The organism is Acinetobacter sp. BMW17, from assembly GCF_001592855.1.
GTDB lineage: Bacteria > Pseudomonadota > Gammaproteobacteria > Pseudomonadales > Moraxellaceae > Acinetobacter > Acinetobacter johnsonii.
This window is the reverse complement of the sequence record NZ_LSOD01000038.1, coordinates 38115-56758: the sequence shown is the minus strand read 5'-3', so window position 1 is coordinate 56758 and position 18644 is coordinate 38115. Positions and strand designations below refer to the sequence as shown.

The following is an 18644-nucleotide window of genomic DNA, read 5'->3' as shown; positions in this document are numbered from 1 at the left end:
AATTGGTTGTACGATAGATTTTAGGTGTGGGCTTATTCATTTGCGAATTATATTGCCGAATAAGACTTTATCGGTAGGTTTGTGCAACAAAGCCAGTTTTAGAACATGATCTTAATCCGAAGAAAGCTTTAATAAAAAGAGACTATAAAAAATGCAATTACCATTCTTTTGGGTGGTTTCTCTATTTTCAAAGTTTGATAACGTGCTCTACCAAGCAATGCAACTGTGTGAGATGGGTCAGTATTTTTCAGTATGCCTAAATTGGAATTGGTTGTTGATTTTTACTCTTACACAGTGGTTTTGCTGATGAAAATTAAGCTTAGGGATAAGAAGAGAATGAATTATAAGACATTGAAATTATCAAAAGATTTGCAAGGTCATCTTATAGCAGCCTTCATGTTGCATGTTTAGCGGCAGCAGTCACTCGGGTTAATCCATTCAAAATACCAAATGGCTTGGGTCTTCAGCAGACGTCATGCAATGAATGGAATGAAACTCTCGAATCTCTTTTCGCAGAATGACTTGTGTACATGGTTTTGTACAGTTGTGAATTTGTGCCTGAACGCTGAAAAAAATGAGGACTCTAAAAATGCGAATGATACCAATATAAGCTGAATCTCCGCCTTTAAGAAACCTGCAAGTGCAGGGACAAACCTATCGCTATCACGTGATGATCAAACCCACTGGGGCACAGTGCAACTTAGACTGTAGTTATTGCTTCTATTTGCATAAACAAGACATGTTACAGCAACCAAAAGTTCCGCGTATGTCTGAGTCGATGCTTGAGTTACATATTAAGCAATATATCGAAGCGCAAACGGGCAATGAAGTGGTTTTCAGTTGGCAGGGTGGTGAGCCTACACTTATGGGGTTGGAGTTTTTTCAGCGGGTGGTTGAACTGCAAAAAAAATATGCGAAACCGCAGCAACGTATTGAAAACGATTTACAAACCAATGGCACCTTACTGGATGAAGACAGGTGTGTATTTTTAAAACAGCATGATTTTTTGGTGGGTTTATCCATAGATGGGCCTGCTGAGTTACATGATATCCATCGCTATAACAAAGGTGGAAAACCGACGCATGCCAAAGTCATGCAGGCTGCCGCGTTATTGCACCAGTATCAAGTCCCCTTTAATGCCTTATGTGTGGTGAACCGTGATAATTCGAAACGGCCGTTAGAGGTTTATCGTTTTATCCGAGACCAAGTTCAACCACGCATGATTCAACTGATTCCAGGAATGGAAAGTGCCCAGTTTCAGCAGACAGCACCAGGCCATTGGAATCCTCAAGATTTACCTAAATTGGGTAGTTCAGCAGCACAACCGGGAAGCTCAGATTCTGTGGTAACAGACTGGTCGATTGCTGCCGATGATTGGGGCATATTCCTTTCAACTGTGTGGAAAGAATGGTTACAGAAAGACTTTGGGCAGGTCTTTATCGACCAGTTTGAAAACATGGTTTCCATGATGTTTGGCTATGGGGCGCAGAAATGTGTGTCGGGTCAAGTTTGCGGAAAATCATTGGCGGTCGAACACAATGGCGACCTTTTCTCTTGTGATCATTTTGTTTATCCCGAATATAAATTGGGCAACATTTACGAGATTCACCAAGGCGATTTAGTTTTTTCTGAGCGACAAAAGAAATTTGCATATGCCAAATCCAAGTCATTGCCAGAATACTGCCAAAAATGTCCATATCTTCAATATTGCTGGGGCGATTGTCCAAAAGACCGTTTTCTCAAAACCCCAGATGGAGAGGCAGGTTTGCATTACCTTTGCACAGGCTTAAAACGGTTTTTTCATACGGCACTTTTATCTAAAAATGAAATTGCTAAACGGATACGGCCGCATTAGAAAGCTGTTGTCATTGGTCTTTAGAAAAACATTTTTCTAAAAACTAAATGTGTAAGGCACTGATATGGTTTTGCGTTTAGTGCCAATTGGGTTTGAAACAAGGATGAAAATTCGTTTTATACGAATTTGTTTAAGGAAAATACCATGCAAAAAACTTAATTTCTCGCTCTTTAGCCTTGGTAGGTGGAGCATTTCAACAGCACTTATGTCAAAGCGGCCTCAGAAGATGATTTATATGGCAGTGGTATGGTTACACGATATGCAAGTCGGTCAACTATTGGACGGGCAAATCAACAGAGAGTATGCGAGATAATTTTCTGTACTATCATGCATTGATTTTACGTGCAGTTCGTATTAATCAATGGAAAGTTCATTTTGAAACCAGTAAAAATTATTACGACCCATATCAAAAGCAAAAATTTCCAGTGATGTACAACCTTCGCCAAGACCCATTTGATAGTATCAGAGACCGTTCAGACATTATTCAAACCAAGCAATGGATTTCTGAACCCTTACAGGCATTACTGGGTTCACACATTAAATCTTTGATGGATTATCCACCTGTGCAAAAGGCTGCAACACTTGATTTTAGCGAGCTAATTAAGAATATGCAGACCCAAAAGCAGTAAGCTCTGGTAAAGGTGGCCGAAGTGATTCGGCTACCTTTTTGATGTTTGGATGAAATTTATGCTGTGATATTTAAATAAACAATTTAAATCATTCAGAATGTTGCGAGTGTCTATTCCAAGGATTTGGTGAGTTTAAAGTTGAACTCAGGTTGATCCAGTACTTGGCCTTTATCGCCACGCATTTCAATAAATTGCGCACCAATATAATAAATACGGCTGTCGCCTGATGAGTCGAGCTGTATCAGTTGATCAGAGCCATTCACAAATTGAAATGAGCCTTTCACTTCATTGACATAATTATTATTCGATTTGCCTAAAAATTTTTGTTTCAGCACAAAATGATGATCTAAGGTCAGTTCAAGTTCAGTGTCGATCCCAGAACAATCGTGACAGGGCAGAACCCCTTGATATGTGCCTACCCAATCTAAGGCATTTGCTGTGTCTGGTGTATCCATCACGGTTGCGCTAGCACTGTCGTCCAGAGATGCCGTGACATTGTGATCTGGTGGAGGATTGTTTTCATTTGGCTTTGAGCATGCAGTTAACATGGTGAAAGATAGGCATAGTGCTAAAACAGTCTTTTGCATATACAGCACCCGATATTATTCATTGTTTAGTTTTACCTTACAGTAGTGCTGGAGATGAAACTGTGAAGATCTGTGAGTGCGTCTGTATCTTCAATAAAGAATACTATTCACGTATTTTTACCTTTAATCTCAAAGAGCCTGTTTTTTCTTGAAATATTTGGAATTAAATAAAATATACGTTTATAGATTAATTGTTGTTTTATTGAGCGTCTCGCCGTGTATTTGATCAGCAGCATTGCTAGAATCGGCGCGGATTTTCAGTAATGTGGTATTTTTTGTGTTCGAAAAGCTTGCAGAACAAAGTTTAGCCTTAATGGGGTGGCAGATTGATAATCATTGGGATTTGAATATCGATCAATGTGTGATGATTGCAGCACCACATACCAGCAATTGGGATGCGCTGTACGCTCGTTTGGCATTAAAAGCCTTAGGTGTGCATGTCCGTATCACTATCAAAGACAGCTATATGAAGCTACCATTTGGGCCATTTGTTCGTGCAATGGGCGGGATAGGTATTGACCGTCGTCCGAAGCATGAAGGTGAACCACGTCCAAGTATGGTGCAACTCATGAGTGATCTTTTTAAAGAACACCCTAAGTTGGTGATGTTGGTCACCCCTGAAGGGACACGTGCCAAGCAGGAACAGTGGAAAACAGGTTTTTACCATGTTGCAGTTAGTGCAGGTGTTCCAATTGCGTTGGCCTATATGGACTATGCGAAGAAAAAAACTGGAGTGGGTAAAATTATTTATCCTACTGGTGACTATGAAAAAGATATGGCTGAAATTATGGCATTTTATGCGCAAATTTCTGCTAAATTTCCTCAAGATTTCAGTGTCGATACTCGCTATCACAACGACTCAACTGTGTCTTAATTTCAAATTTAAGTCATATTAAATTAAAAAAGACAGCTTTCGAGCTGTCTTTTTTATTGCTAACTGTATTCAAGGGTTTTGCTGGGGATTGGGTAAAACCCCACCTAGTGACTGGCATGCGGCCGTATAACTTTGTAGCTGTGTTTCAATCACTTCGGGCAGGGGAAGGTCAAAAATTTGATCACCGTGTTGATAGCTTTCTACATAGGATTGGGCTTTTTGTTTGCTGCTGGCAAGCACTTGTTCATGATAACTGGTCATACTGCTGTGGTCTGCCTGATCGCGCTCTATATTTTGACAGTCAAAAGATTGGAGAAGTTTTTCGGCTTGTTTTATTTCTTTGGATGAGCTTATGGAGCAAGCACTGATAAAGCAAAGACTCAGTAGTGCAAGAGGCAGTTTCATATATGGTGAGCGGCGGGTTTAAAGGTGCGCTTATTGTATAAAGATTTGTGAAGTTGGAGAAAGCCTAGTAGAGCTAAGTTGTTTAAAGATGAGCCTATTTTGACACAAAATACACAATTGCTGACCCAAGCCATTGCCAAAGTGCAGAGTCAGGTTTTATAGCACTACAGAAAGCGATAGCTGATACATAGAAAACAGCCTGAACTAAACAATAAACCCAGTACCGTATGTTTGAACTGCCGCTCAGAAATTTTATAAAACAATTGCGCGCCGAGCATGGCCGGTAGACTCACACTCAAAAGTAAGATGCCCATATAGGGTAAATGTTGCAAGTTTAAATTTCCGCGGAGCAGATAGGTGAGTAGGGTGAATAGCTGAATGGCGAAATTGAAATGCCTTAAAATTGAGCGCTGTTGCTCTTTAGGAAGGTTTTTTAACATGACCCAAGCTGAAGGCAGTGAGCCACAAAAGCCTCCTAACCCACCCAATATACCCCCAAGAAAACCAATACTGCTATCAGCATATTTTCCAGAGTTTTGAATAAGGCGAATTTGGGGATTAAGTAGCATTAATGGACACCAAAGAATCAGAAAGATCCCTAGAACCAGTTTAAAGGTATGTGCTTGAATAATGTCTAACAGATAGGTTCCCAATGGAACGCCAATCAGACCTGCAAGGATATAAGGTGCAACGAGGCTTTTATCAAGTTTAAAGGCAGATTCTGACTTTAAGGAAATCAGGTGGCTCCAGACTGAGGCAAAAACCACCAATGGCGCTGCGAGCTGAGGTGCCAAGATCCAGACCCAAAATGACATGGCGATTAAGGCAAATGCAAAGCCCGTGAGTCCCTGTACAAAACCCGCCACCATTGCACCTAAGATAAAGATCAACCAAGTCATATGCGATATATTTAAAATTTTAGCGAGTGTACGATTTTTCGTTTGGTGTACATAGTTTCTAGACGTGAAAAATGACTGAAGTCTTAGCTTGATTTTGAATATGTATATTGATCTTCATACATAGCGTAGCTCAGAACCACACTAATATGCACTAAGAGCAATTTCTTTCGTGATGGTGTAAATCAAAAGGGCGTAAAAGTGTCTAGATTATGGGGAAACCACCACTTTCTTTTGATATAAACCTGCACGTACAGTCCCAGCTTTGGTGCTCTTCACTTGCACCCACGATGCTGGAAGTTTTAATAGATTCAAATCCCGATCGGCTTCTACATAAATATAGCCATTATTTTGAATCAGTGGATCCGCCAAGAGGGCCAGTTCTTCCCATAGCTCTAGGCTGTACGGAGGGTCTAAAAAGACCAAATCAAACTGTTCATTTAAGGTGAGTAATGTTTGCTGTGCAGTCGCTACTTTTAACTGGGCACGGGACTTAGGAACTTTAAGGAGTTCCAAGTTTTGCGTTAAAAACTGTGCTTGACTGCGGTCAGGTTCAATCATTACTACCTTTGATGCACCACGAGATAAGGCTTCAAATGCCAATGCACCCGAACCTGCACAAATATCCAAAACATTGGTATTTTGCACATCCCACATGAGCCAATTAAACAAAGTTTCACGTACGCGATCGGGCGTAGGGCGTAAACCTTCAATACTGGCAAAAGGCAGTTGGCGACGTTTCCAGTCCCCTCCAATGATGCGGAGTTGATTTTTCATAATTAGTCTGACTCCACAGATGCAGAAGGTGGTGTAGCTGAACGGCTGGTATTTGCTGCCGTTGATGCGGATGCTGTATTTAAAGTACTGGTTGGTGCTGCCGTACTTGTCCCAGTTGTGGTCGCTGGTGGAGTGCTACCACTTGGTAATTCACCCGGTTTAATCCCCGCTGTCATTAGACCACCACTAATTTGATGGTTTTGTGGACGAATTGGATTTTTATGACGAGTGAGCAGCCAGTAGTCTAAGATCGGACGAGCCAGTTGTGCGGCAGAACCACCATGACGACCATTTTCCCACACCACTGCAATCGCAATTTCAGGGTTTTCCGCAGGTGCAAAGCCCACGAATAAACCGTGGTCTAACTGACGTTCGGTCAATAGGGCTTCATTGTAGCGTTTGCCTTGGGCAATACTTTTGACCTGTGCAGTACCAGTTTTACCTGCAATTTTATACATTGGGGTGCGAATACCACGTCCAGTCCCTGTTTCAATGACATCGACCATGGCATCACGCATTTGTATCCAGTCTTGATCTGTGCCATTGAACTGGATTCTACCATCAGGTGCATTTAAGTCTTTATGTGGTTTCGCACCTTTACTGGTTTGTAAAACATGCGGAATCACATGTGAACCATGGTTAGCGGTAATGGCGGTTGCCATGGCCAATTGCAGCGGTGTTGCAGTAAAAGCGCCTTGTCCAATACTCACTGAAATGGTTTCACCTTTGAGCCATTTGGCATCTCGGGTACGCATTTTCCATTCAGGGTTCGGGTAAAGGCCTGTACTTTCACTTGGTAAATCCACGCCAGTTTTTTCACCAAAGCCAAACTGCCGCATCCATGTGTTCATTTTTTCAATGCCCATACGGAATGACAGAATGTAGAAGAAGGTATCACAAGAGACCACTTGAGATTTATGCAAGTTGACTACGCCGTGGCCTGATTTTTTCCAGTCGCGGAATTTATGCGAATCGCCCGGAAGTGTGAAATAGCCGTGATCGGAAATGGCCGTGCCCCAATCAATTAAGCCATAATGAATGCCACCTAAACCAAACATCGGTTTAATGGTTGAGCCGGGCGGGTAAGCGCCTTGCACAGCACGGTTATATAGTGGTTGATCGAGGTTATCGCGTAAACCACTATAGTCGGTATGACTAATCCCCGTGACAAACAGGTTAGGGTTAAAACTTGGACTTGAGACCAAGGCCAGAATTTCACCTGTACGTGGATCCATCGCCACGATTGCACCACGACGACCTGCAAGCTGCTCTGAGGCAACCGTCTGCAAGCCATAATCGAGTGAAAGATATAAGTCATTACCACGAACGGGTTCTTTGCGACCTAAATGGCGCAACACGTTACCGTGCGCATCGGCTTCGACCGACTCATTTCCTGGCACACCATGTAGCAAATCTTCATAGGAGTTTTCTACCCCAATTTTACCAATCAGGTTAGTGCCCGCATACAAATCTTTATTGATGCTTTTTAATTCTTTATCGTTAATTCTACCCACATAACCAATCACATGGGCAAATAGTTCACCATGTGGATAGTAGCGCGTCATCTGGGTTTCAATATTGACCCCAGGGAATTGATATTTAACTTCGCTAAAGCGAGCAATATCGTTTTCATTGAGATTAAGTTTAATTGAAACGCGTTCAGTTTTACGTGAGGCTTTAATACGACTGTTAAAGCGCTCAATATCATCTGGAGTGAGTTCTAAGATTGGCGTTAAACGTTCAATTGTGGCATCAATATCCGTCACATCCGCTCGACTCATAGTTGCGGTAAAGACAGGATAGTTGTCCGCCAACAGCACACCATTGCGGTCATAAATATAACCACGCGCAGGGGCTAAAGGTTGTAGGCGGATACGGTTTTGATCGGATGCGGTTGAAAACTCATCAAATTGCACCAGCTGCAAATAGGCATAGCGAGTGACTAAAATCAGCAAGAAGAAAACCACAATACCCATGGAGATAAATGTACGATTTCGAAAAATGCGCTTTTCTTGTTGGACATTTTTTAAAGGAAAGTGCTGTTTCATACCAAATCGACTTAAACACATGGATAAAGAGGAAAATACCTGCGCGCTATTCTAACGCATGTCACACTGTTTTGATATTTGTTATCGCTGCTTCTGCTTTTCATTTTTGCCTAAATTTTGACTTTATAGACATCAAAAATATAAATTGCTGTATATAAGTGTTTTATAAATTCTGCTACAGTCAAAATCCTGTAAAAAGGGACCAATTACTAAAATAACATTACGGATAATGGTGACAATAATGACAAGAATTTATCCAGTGTTGGCACTTGTTGCCTGTGCAAACGTAGCCTACGCTCAAGATAATTCCTTTTTGCCAGATGCAAAAATTCCTGCTGGCAGTGCTCAAACGTGGAATGTAGGGGCTGGTGTAACGCAGAAATTACTGCACACCAATCTGGAATGGGTGAATCCTTATGGCATTGCATACGCAAAAGCTGGGGTGTTTATCAATAATGATTACCCTGTAGGTGGTCAACTGGGTTTTAGATTTCCAGTTCATTTTACCGGTAAAGATAAAAATGGTTATTATCTCGGTGTTTATGCGGGGCATATTGACAGTAAGAAAGTGGATGGCGAGTACGAATCTCGCCTTGGTGGTGGTGTAGATCTTGCTTATGTGTTACTGAGTCCTGAACGAATCAGCACTTTCAGTGTGGGGATTGGTGCAGGGGAAAAACTCGAAGCCAAATCGGGCTATGTGGTTGCAGAAACTGAACCGAGACTACAATTTTCCTATACTCTAAGTTTCGGTTTATAGACACAATATCTTTTTTAAAACGCTATATAATTCAGTTAATAAAATTAAATATGGAAGTTATGCATGCTTGAGTACGTCAATCAGTTGTGGCAAACCTTTTTGAATCGACCCGATTTTTGGGCTGTACTCAGCATTATTCCTGTGACTGCTTTTGTGACTTGGGCGCACGTTTGGATGGCCCTGAAAATGGTCTTTTACCCGATTACATTTTGGGGTTTTCATATTGGGCCTTTGCCTGTGGGGTGGCAGGGCATTGTGCCTAGAAAAGCGGGGCGTATTTCAGGCATCATTACGGATAACACCTTATCTAAGCTTGGTTCTTTGCGTGAATTTTTAGATGCAATGGATCCTGAGGATATGGCGCGGATCATTGGTGAGCAAGTTGGTTTTGAACTTGAGCACCTGATTGATGAAGTCATGATAGACCGCAATGCAGTACTTTGGGAAAACTTACCTTATTCGATTAAGCGTCGAATTTATGCACAGGCACACAAACAGCTTCCGGCTGTGCTCAGAGAATTAGTGACCGAACTGACCATGAACGTCGAGTCACTTGTGGATATGCGCGATATGGTGGTCAGCCAAATGGAAGGTGACCGCAGACTGATGGTGCGTATGTTCTTGAAAGTGGGTCAGAAAGAAATCAACTTTATTTGGCATATTAGTGCCCTCATCGGGATGTTCTTTGGTATCTTTCAAATGATTGTTTGGTTTGTGGTGCCATGGCATTGGACGGTCCCATTTTGGGCGGCGGTATGGGGCTTCTTAACTAACTGGATTGCAATTTGGATGGTGTTTAATCCAATTGAGCCACACTATGTTCGATATCTGCAACTGACTGAATTAACAAAAGATCGTAAGTTTCCATGGATTAAGCCTGTGATTCCACGCATTGGGACTTATAATGTGCAAGGCGCTTTCATGAAGCGCCAAGAAGAAGTGTCTGATGTGTTTGCAAGTGTAGTCACAGAAGACCTGATTACGTTAAAATCCATCATGACTGAAATGATGTATGGCAATAAAAAAGACAAGACCCGTCGTATTGTCAAACGTCATATTAATGAAATCATGGAAACACCATTGGTGAGAACGTCTTTGCAACTGTCTTTAGGTCCACGTGAATACGCAAAACTGAAGACGGACTTGATTGATCGTTCAATTGAAATTACGATGGTGCCTGTATGCGACCCAGCGTTCAATGCGAGCCGTGCACAGAAAATCTATAAAATGTTTAGAGACCGTATTCGAGAGCTAACGCCGAAAGAATTTCAAAACTTATTACGTCCTGCATTTCAGGAAGACGAATGGATTTTGATTTTATTGGGTGGGGTAACTGGCTTCATTGCGGGTACAATACATTTGTTTGTAGCTTTCTTATAATTAGATGCTAAAAATATGTCGAATTTGTCGGCATGTATAAAGTGTCAAATATATTGTTTAAATGAGGATGTTTTTTTATGCGCATTATCTTACTCGGACCACCTGGAGCAGGTAAAGGTACACAAGCTCAGTTGATCTGTAAGCGCTACAATGTCCCACAAATTTCAACCGGTGATATGCTCCGTGCTGCAATTCGTGAAGGAACTGAACTCGGTCTACAAGCTAAAAGCGTGATGGACAATGGTGGTCTTGTATCTGATGAACTGATCATTGGTTTAGTGAAAGAACGTATTGCGCAACCTGACTGTGTAAATGGCTGTATCTTTGATGGTTTCCCTCGTACCATTCCTCAAGCCGAAGCGCTTGAAAATGAAGGCATCAACATTGATCACGTGATTGAAATTGATGTACCTGACGAAGAAATCGTACAACGTCTTTCTGGTCGCCGTCAGCACCCTGCATCGGGCCGTGTTTATCACATCGTTTACAACCCACCTAAAGTGGAAGGTAAGGACGACGAAACTGGTGAAGAGCTGGTACAACGTCCTGATGACCAAGAAGCAACGATTCGTAAGCGTTTAGGTTCATACCACACTGAAACTGAACAGTTGGTTGGTTTCTACCAAGGTCGCGCAGCGTCTGGTGAAAATGCACCAACCTATGACAAGCTGAATGGCTTACGTCCAATTGACGAAGTACAAGCAGATTTGTTCGCGATTCTTGATCAAGACAAATAATTGCATGTTTTAAACATGGCAATGTTTTGACATTGAAAGAGCTCTAAGTCATATTAGGGCTCTTTTTCTTGATCCTCTAAAAATGGAGTTGCGTGTGGCACAAGTTGGAATCATTGTTTTAATTATTGTTGCTGCGGCGGTATTAGTAGGTTTGTTTTATATCAGCGTAAAAATGCTACGCGATGTCAGTAAACAAGAAAAAATGTCGAAAAAGCAGCCAGAACGTCAGTTGCATCCGAAGTTGCAGCAAGACTTAAAAGATAAATCTAGCCAAAAATAAAAAAATGAACTTTAGTGTTCAGCTTCTATCGTCTTTGTGGCAATACGTGCTGCACCAAATTCAAAACGATCTGGCCAGTTACACACATCTGAAACGATGCACTCATGGCATTTCGGTTTGCGCGCGATACAGCAGTATCGACCATGTAAAATGAGCCAATGATGCGAGTCAACAATAAATTCTTTCGGTATGACTTTCACTAAACGGTGTTCGACTTCAAGCACATTTTTGCCGACCGCTAAACCTGTACGATTGCCTAAACGAAAAATATGCGTATCGACCGCCATCGTCGGTTGTCCAAAAGCAGTATTTAACACCACATTGGCTGTTTTTCGCCCTACACCGGGTAAAGCTTCTAAATCGGCACGGTTGTTTGGCACGATGCTGTTATGTTTTTCAACCAGTATCTTACAGGCTTTAATGACATTTTCGGCCTTCGCATTATATAAGCCTATGGTTTTAATATAGGTTTTTAAACCATCTACCCCTAAGGCATAAATAGTTTCAGGTGTATTGGCAACAGGAAAGAGTTTATCCGTGGCTTTGTTGACACTCACATCCGTCGCCTGAGCAGACAAGGTCACAGCCACCAACAGCTCAAAAGGACTCGAATAATTCAATTCAGTTTTGGGGTTTGGACGTTGTGCGCGTAAACGTTCAAAAAAGATTTGGATTTGCTTTTTGGTCATGTTTTTTACGGGTTTTCCGCTTGTCGTTAGCATGTTTTAAGCTCCCTGTAACAGATTAAGCTGTTGGGTTAAATCATCTAACAACAGACGTTTTTTCGTATCTTCACGCACGCTGAGCTGCTTTTCTAGTTTTTTGATTTGTACACGTAATTTCGCCAGCTCAATGGTGGATTTTGCATCGAGCTTTGCTGCCATTTCTGGTTCTTTTTCAATGATCTGAATATCAGGTACAGCATCGTTCTGTGCTGAAAACTGGGCAAATAAAGCCGTATTAATTTCCGCACGAACCACTGGACCTTTACGGTGTAGGCGCTGTTTTTCTACACGTTGAATATGCGCGTAATAGCGTTGTCTTAAATCATCTTGCTCAGCTTTGCGTAAGATTTCCGTTGGTATGCCGTCTACATCTGGAATAAGGTCAATACAGTCGACAGGACAAGGTGGGATACACAGTTCACAGCCTGTACACAGGTCACTCAAAATGCTGTGCATAAGTTTACCCGAGCCAATAATGGCATCTACAGGACAGGCACTAATACATTTGGTACAACCAATGCATTCATCTTCACGAATGATTGCTTTCATTCTCTGTGGGCGGCCATCGGCTTGAATAGGCCAAATACTTTCTTCTGCAATTAATTCTGGCCTGTTTAGCAACTGAGCCAATGCATCGGCTACAGGCTGCCCGCCGGGTACACATTTATTGGCTGCTTCACCTTCGCTGATGGCTTGGGCATAAGGCAGACATCCATCACGATGTCCGCAGAGTCCACATTGGGTTTGGGGAAGGAGGGCATCGATATTTTGGATCAGGGAAATGTGCGAATTCATGCGTAAACCAATCCTGCAACTGAATTTGCAGAGATATTAGGAGAAATAGGTAGATCACTGAATTTTACCATGTTTTTTTTGAATAATCCTGTGTTCTAAAACGGTTCATTAACTGCATTATTTTTGAGCAAAAAATGATTTTAAACCTGTGTTTTCATTGGTGTTTTTTTATAACCAGTTTTGAGGTATGTTTTATATAAATAATTGTTATATAAATGATAAATATGTTTTTTTATAGAAATGTGTTGTGAATTGTTGGTAAAAGATATTTAATTGTTTGCGCCAAAATTTAACATTGTTTATAAAATTTGACCAATTTTGATCCATTTTCTGCTGAGGATTAAGCGTTGAAATATAACAGCCTTAATGAGTTTTTAGATTACGTGAAAACACGTGATGAACATCAACCCGAATTTCTACAAGCGGTAGAGGAAGTCATGACCAGCCTTTGGCCGTTCATTGAAAAAAATCCTCGTTATGCAGACCACGGTTTGCTGGAGCGTTTGGTTGAGCCAGAGCGTGCGATTCAATTCCGCGTTTCATGGGTGGATGATCAAGGTCAAACGCATGTAAATCGTGCTTTCCGTGTTCAATACAACTCGGCGATTGGTCCATTTAAAGGCGGTATGCGTTTTCACCCATCGGTAAATCTCTCGATCCTAAAATTTTTAGGCTTTGAGCAAACCTTTAAAAATGCGTTAACGACACTACCAATGGGTGGTGGTAAAGGCGGTTCAGACTTCGATCCTAAGGGGAAGTCTGAAGGCGAAATTATGCGTTTCTGCCAAGCGCTAATGATTGAGCTATACCGTCACCTAGGTTCAAATACGGATATCCCTGCGGGTGATATTGGTGTGGGTGGCCGTGAAGTGGGCTATATGGCTGGCATGATGAAGAAGCTGAGCAATGACACTTCATCTGTGTTTACGGGTAAAGGTTTAACCTTTGGTGGTTCTTTGGCGCGTCCTGAAGCAACGGGCTACGGCACAGTGTATTTTGCTGAAGAAATGCTGAAAACCCGTGGCGACTGCTTCCAAGGCAAAACAGTCACGATTTCTGGTTCTGGTAACGTAGCACAGTACGCAGCTGAAAAAGCAATGTACCTAGGTGCGAAAGTCGTTTCATTGTCTGACTCTGCGGGTACAGTATATGTGAAAGCAGGCTTTACCGATGCTTTACTGGCTGAAGTGATGGAACTGAAAAATGTGAAGCGTGGTCGTATTTCTGAGTTTGCGTCTAAGCATGGCTTTGAATACTTAGAGGGTCAGCGTCCATGGTCTATTCCATGTGATATCGCATTGCCATGCGCAACTCAAAATGAGTTAGATCAGGCGGATGCTGAAGTGCTCCTTGCAAATGGAGTAATTTGTGTCGCTGAAGGGGCAAACATGCCTTCTACCTTAGATGCAGTCGAAAAATTCGTTGAAGCGAAAATTTTATACGCACCAGGTAAAGCATCCAATGCGGGTGGTGTTGCGACCTCTGGCCTAGAAATGTCACAAAATGCTTTGCGTTTGGGTTGGACTTTTGAAGAAGTCGATGAGCGCTTACATGCGATCATGAAAGAAATTCACCGTAACTGTGTGAAATACGGTACACAAGCAGATGGTACTGTGAACTATGTAAATGGTGCGAACATTGCAGGCTTTGTAAAAGTTGCAGATGCAATGCTTGCTCAAGGCGTATTCTAAGTTTTGTACACTTAGAAAAATCCCAATAAAAAAAACCGAGGCTTGAGGCCTCGGTTTTTTTCTAGGTCATTGAACGATTACAATGAACCTTTTACCGCTTCACGTTCAATAATCATGTCTTGAACATAAGCATATTTTGATTGGTCAGCCGCAGGGTTGGCAATTTCAAAACGTTTAACACGCACGATTTGACGCTCTTTAGGGTTATGAGTGAAGCCATCGATATGATTATAGAATAACGTCCAGTCTTTATCGACCTGTGTTTTTACGCCATTTTCAGCATATTTAATTTCACGAACTTGTAGGCATTCCATACGGGCAACACCTGCAGAACATGTTTTGGTTTCTGGTGAAATTTCTAAGAAAACAGTTTCAGCTTGGCTTTGATATTTTGATTCAGCAGTTTGCTTACCAGTGAATACAATTTTTTCACCCTTTGCCGATACCACGGTCAGTGTTGGTGCATCAGGATCATTTAGGTTTAAAACAAACGGTGCTTTACGGTTGTCAAATAAATCTGCTGCGATGCCTTCCTGAGCCATGGCTTTTGGTTCACATGCCATTTGAGTCGCCATCAGGTTACCCGTCACGATTTGATTATTCTCAATTTTCCAACTAGTCCCCATACCGTTACAACTAGTTGAAATGCCTAAGCGACCTGCTTGTTTGTCAAAGTTTAAAACCAATGGCTTAGGCGCATCTGCGGTGTTCGCACTCCAATGGTAGTTTGCGAGTGTTTGATCTGCATTTTGTTGTTGTAGTACAGACACAGCCAAATCTCCTACTTTTTGAATATCAGATGATTGGCAAGCAGCCAGTGCGAGTGGGAAAAGGGCAATCGCTAAATATTTTAATTTCATGGGTTACAATTTCTTGATTTAAAATAACAAGATACATGATATCCGATGTTGTTTTTAAAAGAATGGATACATTCAGTTCTTTTGGGTTTCAAAATGTATCCATAAATATTTTTTTGTTAATATATAAGTAAAATTTATACATTAGTCGAAACGGTAAATGTCCATGCCCAGTGCACCCATGGTAAAACTGCTATGCACAATATTAAAACGATGCCCTGTACCCATCGCAAAGAATATTGGGGCAAAGTGTTCTAACGTTGGGTGGTTACGACGGACAAAAGGAATCGATTCCCAGTCTAAAATAGCGTCAAAGTCCTGATGGCTAAGTTTCGCGACCACATGATTACGAAACGTCGACGCCCACTCAGGTACCGCTTGTGACTGACCATGCCAAGACAACTCGGCTAAGTTATGGGTAATACTCCCTGAGCCAATGAGCAAGACCTGCTGCTCGCGTAGTGGCGCAAGGGTTTGTCCAATTTTATAAATCTCCTCTGCCGACAGATTCATCGGGAGTGAAATTTCCACCACAGGGATGTCTGCATCTGGATACATATGGAGTAAAGGCATCCAAACGCCATGATCACGCGGACGGGTACTGTTTGCATGAGCTGAAAAACCCGCTTCTGCCAATAAATGTAGAATTTCTTCGGCTAAAACAGGCTGACCGGGTGCTGGGTAGCGAATGTCATAAAGCTCAGCAGGAAAGCCTCGAAAGTCATGCCATGTCTCTGGACGTACTCCAGTACTTACTTCAAGTGAGTTACTTTCCCAGTGGGCGGACATAATCACAATTGCTTGTGGTGTCGGTAAGTTTAGGCCCAAACGATGTAACGCAGGCCCAACTTGCTCTGGATTCAACGCAAGCATGGGTGAGCCATGAGAAATGAATAAGCCGGGTAGCGTTTGTAAGTTCATTGTGAAAGCCTAATAGGAGAAGATGAAAAGAATTTTGTCAGATTCTTATCATCTGTGTAATGGGGGAAATATCAACGTATTGTTCCAAAAAAAGAACAATACTTGAGCTTAACCTGCACGATGATAAGGGTGATTATGGTTAATACTCATAGCTCGGTAGAGTTGTTCAATCAGCATCACGCGAACCATCGGGTGAGGTAAGGTCAGTTTGGATAAAGACCAATGCCAAGCAGCTGCTTTACGTACTGCTTCAGAGTGACCGTCAGGCCCACCAATTGCCAGTACAATATCATTGCCCTCAAGCATCCACCCTTTCATGGTTTCTGCCAGTTTTTCGGTGCTAAACTCACGACCACCGACTTCTAAAGCAATCAGCACTTCGTTGCCTTTCATTGCATTTAAAATGCTATCACCTTCAATTTGACGGTATTTTAAAATATCTGCTTCTGAATCATTTTTACCGCGCTTTGCCATTGGCAGTTCAATAATCTGCGTTTGCACAAAGGGTTGAATACGTTTGAAATAATCTTCAAAACCAGTCAGTACCCATGCAGGCATTTTTTGACCAATGGTCAGAATACGGATTTTCATAATGGGTCATGTATAAGGAGACGAACCATTATAACGGTGAAAGCGAGGCTTTGCAGTGAGACGAAACAAAATGCAATTGAATTCACTGAACTAATGTTGCTTAATTCAACAGATGAGAGGAATAAGAAATACTTGGAATAATAACAATGTGGCTCAAAACTTTAAAAAAACAGGCTTTTTTGTTGATTGTTGTACTGGGTACTTTCACAGGGCAGGTATTTGCAAGCAACGCCAAAATGGCTGATGAACAAAACCTACAAGTCTATTTGGAGCAAGTGATTGGTCAGGGCAAAGCACGTAACTATAAAAACCTTGATGAACTGAACCGTGTCTCTGCATGGATCAAAGAACAAATGCGCTTATTGGGCGTTCCGTGTCACTATCAAAACTTTACGGCCAATCAGCAAATTTACCGAAATGTAGTGTGTAGTTTAAACGTCGGACGGGCAGACCGCGTGATTGTTGGGGCACATTATGACGTCTTTGGCGATCAAGATGGTGCAGATGACAATGCCTCTGGCGTTGCAGGGATAATTGAAACGGCGCGTATTTTGGCAGAGCAAAAGTCTAAACTGCCTAACAATGTGGACTTCGTGTTCTATAGTTTAGAAGAACCACCGTTTTCTAAAACTGAACAAATGGGCAGCTATGTGCATGCGAAATCGGTTCAGTCACAAAAAGATAAGATTAAAGGTGTGTATATTTTAGAAATGATCGGCTTCTTTAGCGAACAACCCATCCAAAGCTATCCTGTGGGCTTAAAGTGGATTTATCCAACCCATGGTAATTTTATTGCGACAGTGAGTAACGTGAGCTCACGTGACTTAGGCGCAGGCTATTGTACAGCGATGCAGCAACTTGATCAGTTGGAATGTCAGCGTTTGGTTGCTCCAAGCTTTGCCAACGCTTTTGATTTTTCAGATCATTTGAATTATTGGGAGTTTGATATCCCCGCAGTCATGATTACCGATACCGCATTTTATCGAAATGGTCACTACCATACCAAAGCAGACCGCTTAGCGACGTTGAATTTGACCAAAATGGCGAATGTGATCGATGGGCTGGTACAGCATTTATTGAAACCTTAATGTATTTTGAGCAATAAAAAACGCAGTTCCCAAGTAGCGAGAACTGCGATAAAAGGTCATCCGTCTGGAGAATCAGATGACCATGCAATTTCAAATTATCAATAAAAAGAAACATACAGCGCGTATCTGTTCTTATTATTTATATCGGGCTTTTTATCGATTTTTCAAGTCTGATGGATGATAGAGGAAAAGGTTTTATACAAAAATTCAAACCAACTAAGCGAAAATGGGTAGATTCATTTCACCTCATGGAATGTAGGCCAATCATATTTCCTTCGCTATCAAAGGCCAGCACAATAAAACCATATTCACCAATGGCCGTTTTTGCTTCATGAATTTTTCCACCAGACTCAACAAGTCGGCTCGCTTCATTCGCACAATCGTCACATGAAAAATAGATTAAGGTACTGTTTCCTCCTGCGGATAGGCCTGGCATTTTCACCAGTGCACCTGAAGCACCATAGGCTTGCATGTCTGAGGGGAAAGCCCACATTTGCAGTGAATTATCATCTGCTGGTGGGGTTAATTCAGTTAATTGAATATTAAAAACAGATTCATAAAATTGTTTGGCACGAGATAAATCATCCACATAAATTTCAAACCAGCCAATCGGGTTTTTCATTTTAGTTGTCCTACATGTATCCCTTGATCAAATTATTGTAGGAAATAAAAGCATAAAGATGTGTGGTGTTATCTACAGTAAATTGTAATAAAAAAGAGAGCCGAAGCTCTCTTTTTTACGATGCCG

20 protein-coding genes are annotated in these 18644 nt (G+C 41.7%); 9 read left to right on the top strand and 11 right to left on the bottom strand.

Annotated features, from left to right (window positions below):
- Positions 1 to 640 precede the first annotated feature (640 nt).
- Positions 641 to 1855: an anaerobic sulfatase maturase gene (locus tag AXW61_RS11845; protein WP_240487463.1), complete on the top strand. Its 1215-nt coding sequence runs from the start codon at positions 641 to 643 to the stop codon at positions 1853 to 1855.
- A 302-nt stretch (positions 1856 to 2157) separates the two neighbouring features.
- Positions 2158 to 2484 carry a hypothetical protein gene (locus tag AXW61_RS11835; protein ID WP_062034452.1) on the top strand — a complete coding sequence of 109 codons (327 nt, stop codon included), beginning with the start codon at positions 2158 to 2160 and terminating at the stop codon, positions 2482 to 2484.
- 110 nt (positions 2485 to 2594) lie between these two features.
- Here AXW61_RS11835 and AXW61_RS11830 read toward each other — a convergent pair whose 3' ends face one another.
- Positions 2595 to 3071 carry a copper resistance protein NlpE gene (locus AXW61_RS11830; RefSeq protein ID WP_062034451.1) on the bottom strand — a complete coding sequence of 159 codons (477 nt, stop codon included), beginning with the start codon at positions 3069 to 3071 and terminating at the stop codon, positions 2595 to 2597.
- Positions 3072 to 3348: 277 nt separating this feature from the next.
- On the opposite strand from AXW61_RS11830, the gene AXW61_RS11825 reads away from it, so the two are divergent.
- Positions 3349 to 3945: a 1-acyl-sn-glycerol-3-phosphate acyltransferase gene (locus tag AXW61_RS11825; RefSeq protein WP_010326291.1), complete on the top strand. Its 597-nt coding sequence runs from the start codon at positions 3349 to 3351 to the stop codon at positions 3943 to 3945.
- Between the two features lie 69 nt (positions 3946 to 4014).
- Here the strand turns inward: AXW61_RS11825 and AXW61_RS11820 are convergent, their stop codons facing one another.
- The 4 genes from AXW61_RS11820 to mrdA all read right to left on the bottom strand — a co-directional run bounded on the left by AXW61_RS11820 (position 4015) and on the right by mrdA (position 8071).
- A complete protein-coding gene (locus AXW61_RS11820) occupies positions 4015 to 4350 on the bottom strand; it encodes a hypothetical protein (RefSeq protein ID WP_004980926.1) in 336 nt (111 codons plus the stop codon).
- 164 nt (positions 4351 to 4514) lie between these two features.
- Entirely contained in the window at positions 4515 to 5249 is a 735-nt protein-coding gene (locus AXW61_RS11815; protein ID WP_062034450.1) for a sulfite exporter TauE/SafE family protein, read from the bottom strand.
- 207 nt (positions 5250 to 5456) lie between these two features.
- On the bottom strand, positions 5457 to 6023 hold the full coding sequence (gene rsmD, locus AXW61_RS11810) for a 16S rRNA (guanine(966)-N(2))-methyltransferase RsmD (protein ID WP_004980922.1): 567 nt from the start codon (positions 6021 to 6023) through the stop codon (positions 5457 to 5459).
- A 2-nt stretch (positions 6024 to 6025) separates the two neighbouring features.
- On the bottom strand, positions 6026 to 8071 hold the full coding sequence (gene mrdA / locus AXW61_RS11805; protein WP_062034455.1) for a penicillin-binding protein 2: 2046 nt from the start codon (positions 8069 to 8071) through the stop codon (positions 6026 to 6028).
- Between the two features lie 241 nt (positions 8072 to 8312).
- On the opposite strand from mrdA, the gene AXW61_RS11800 reads away from it, so the two are divergent.
- The 4 genes from AXW61_RS11800 (at position 8313) to AXW61_RS11785 (ending at position 11228) form a co-directional block, all read left to right on the top strand.
- Positions 8313 to 8831 carry a hypothetical protein gene (locus AXW61_RS11800; RefSeq protein WP_062034449.1) on the top strand — a complete coding sequence of 173 codons (519 nt, stop codon included), beginning with the start codon at positions 8313 to 8315 and terminating at the stop codon, positions 8829 to 8831.
- A 63-nt stretch (positions 8832 to 8894) separates the two neighbouring features.
- The gene (locus tag AXW61_RS11795; protein ID WP_062034448.1) at positions 8895 to 10211 is read left to right on the top strand and encodes a hypothetical protein; all 1317 of its coding nucleotides are present in this window, start codon (positions 8895 to 8897) and stop codon (positions 10209 to 10211) included.
- Between the two features lie 77 nt (positions 10212 to 10288).
- Positions 10289 to 10948: an adenylate kinase gene (gene adk, locus AXW61_RS11790; protein ID WP_004980915.1), complete on the top strand. Its 660-nt coding sequence runs from the start codon at positions 10289 to 10291 to the stop codon at positions 10946 to 10948.
- 82 nt (positions 10949 to 11030) lie between these two features.
- A complete protein-coding gene (locus AXW61_RS11785) occupies positions 11031 to 11228 on the top strand; it encodes a hypothetical protein (RefSeq protein WP_062034447.1) in 198 nt (65 codons plus the stop codon).
- A gap of 11 nt (positions 11229 to 11239) precedes the next feature.
- Here the strand turns inward: AXW61_RS11785 and nth are convergent, their stop codons facing one another.
- Positions 11240 to 11950, bottom strand: a complete 711-nt coding sequence (nth, locus tag AXW61_RS11780) for an endonuclease III (RefSeq protein WP_062034446.1) — start codon at positions 11948 to 11950, stop codon at positions 11240 to 11242.
- Positions 11951 to 11953: 3 nt separating this feature from the next.
- A complete protein-coding gene (locus AXW61_RS11775; protein WP_062034445.1) occupies positions 11954 to 12748 on the bottom strand; it encodes an RnfABCDGE type electron transport complex subunit B in 795 nt (264 codons plus the stop codon).
- A gap of 347 nt (positions 12749 to 13095) precedes the next feature.
- Between AXW61_RS11775 and gdhA the strand changes: the two genes are divergently transcribed.
- Entirely contained in the window at positions 13096 to 14439 is a 1344-nt protein-coding gene (gene gdhA / locus AXW61_RS11770) for an NADP-specific glutamate dehydrogenase (RefSeq protein WP_004980905.1), read from the top strand.
- 77 nt (positions 14440 to 14516) lie between these two features.
- On the opposite strand, the gene AXW61_RS11765 is transcribed toward gdhA, so the two are convergent.
- From AXW61_RS11765 to rlmH, 3 genes are all read right to left on the bottom strand, one after another.
- Complete coding sequence (locus AXW61_RS11765) at positions 14517 to 15299, bottom strand: META and DUF4377 domain-containing protein (protein ID WP_062034444.1); 783 nt, start codon at positions 15297 to 15299, stop codon at positions 14517 to 14519.
- A gap of 141 nt (positions 15300 to 15440) precedes the next feature.
- Positions 15441 to 16217 carry a class III extradiol ring-cleavage dioxygenase gene (locus AXW61_RS11760; protein WP_005399833.1) on the bottom strand — a complete coding sequence of 259 codons (777 nt, stop codon included), beginning with the start codon at positions 16215 to 16217 and terminating at the stop codon, positions 15441 to 15443.
- Positions 16218 to 16325: 108 nt separating this feature from the next.
- Positions 16326 to 16808: a 23S rRNA (pseudouridine(1915)-N(3))-methyltransferase RlmH gene (rlmH, locus tag AXW61_RS11755; RefSeq protein WP_004980899.1), complete on the bottom strand. Its 483-nt coding sequence runs from the start codon at positions 16806 to 16808 to the stop codon at positions 16326 to 16328.
- Positions 16809 to 16954: 146 nt separating this feature from the next.
- Between rlmH and AXW61_RS11750 the strand changes: the two genes are divergently transcribed.
- On the top strand, positions 16955 to 17896 hold the full coding sequence (locus AXW61_RS11750; protein ID WP_062034443.1) for a M28 family peptidase: 942 nt from the start codon (positions 16955 to 16957) through the stop codon (positions 17894 to 17896).
- Positions 17897 to 18137: 241 nt separating this feature from the next.
- Here AXW61_RS11750 and AXW61_RS11745 read toward each other — a convergent pair whose 3' ends face one another.
- Positions 18138 to 18518: a VOC family protein gene (locus AXW61_RS11745; protein ID WP_062034442.1), complete on the bottom strand. Its 381-nt coding sequence runs from the start codon at positions 18516 to 18518 to the stop codon at positions 18138 to 18140.
- Positions 18519 to 18644 lie beyond the last annotated feature (126 nt).

What these genes read in the sequence shown, in the direction of transcription:
- AXW61_RS11785 (WP_062034447.1), top strand. Translation starts at nt 11,031, where the DNA reads ATGGAGTTGCGTGTGGCACAAGTTGGAATCATTGTTTTAATTATTGTT.
- AXW61_RS11760 (WP_005399833.1), bottom strand. Translation starts at nt 16,217, where the DNA reads ATGAACTTACAAACGCTACCCGGCTTATTCATTTCTCATGGCTCACCC.
- AXW61_RS11775 (WP_062034445.1), bottom strand. Translation starts at nt 12,748, where the DNA reads ATGAATTCGCACATTTCCCTGATCCAAAATATCGATGCCCTCCTTCCC.
- AXW61_RS11815 (WP_062034450.1), bottom strand. Translation starts at nt 5,249, where the DNA reads ATGACTTGGTTGATCTTTATCTTAGGTGCAATGGTGGCGGGTTTTGTA.
- adk (WP_004980915.1), top strand. Translation starts at nt 10,289, where the DNA reads ATGCGCATTATCTTACTCGGACCACCTGGAGCAGGTAAAGGTACACAA.
- AXW61_RS11830 (WP_062034451.1), bottom strand. Translation starts at nt 3,071, where the DNA reads ATGCAAAAGACTGTTTTAGCACTATGCCTATCTTTCACCATGTTAACT.
- mrdA (WP_062034455.1), bottom strand. Translation starts at nt 8,071, where the DNA reads ATGAAACAGCACTTTCCTTTAAAAAATGTCCAACAAGAAAAGCGCATT.
- AXW61_RS11820 (WP_004980926.1), bottom strand. Translation starts at nt 4,350, where the DNA reads ATGAAACTGCCTCTTGCACTACTGAGTCTTTGCTTTATCAGTGCTTGC.
- AXW61_RS11745 (WP_062034442.1), bottom strand. Translation starts at nt 18,518, where the DNA reads ATGAAAAACCCGATTGGCTGGTTTGAAATTTATGTGGATGATTTATCT.
- rsmD (WP_004980922.1), bottom strand. Translation starts at nt 6,023, where the DNA reads ATGAAAAATCAACTCCGCATCATTGGAGGGGACTGGAAACGTCGCCAA.
- AXW61_RS11835 (WP_062034452.1), top strand. Translation starts at nt 2,158, where the DNA reads ATGCGAGATAATTTTCTGTACTATCATGCATTGATTTTACGTGCAGTT.
- AXW61_RS11800 (WP_062034449.1), top strand. Translation starts at nt 8,313, where the DNA reads ATGACAAGAATTTATCCAGTGTTGGCACTTGTTGCCTGTGCAAACGTA.
- AXW61_RS11795 (WP_062034448.1), top strand. Translation starts at nt 8,895, where the DNA reads ATGCTTGAGTACGTCAATCAGTTGTGGCAAACCTTTTTGAATCGACCC.
- rlmH (WP_004980899.1), bottom strand. Translation starts at nt 16,808, where the DNA reads ATGAAAATCCGTATTCTGACCATTGGTCAAAAAATGCCTGCATGGGTA.
- AXW61_RS11765 (WP_062034444.1), bottom strand. Translation starts at nt 15,299, where the DNA reads ATGAAATTAAAATATTTAGCGATTGCCCTTTTCCCACTCGCACTGGCT.
- AXW61_RS11750 (WP_062034443.1), top strand. Translation starts at nt 16,955, where the DNA reads ATGTGGCTCAAAACTTTAAAAAAACAGGCTTTTTTGTTGATTGTTGTA.
- nth (WP_062034446.1), bottom strand. Translation starts at nt 11,950, where the DNA reads ATGCTAACGACAAGCGGAAAACCCGTAAAAAACATGACCAAAAAGCAA.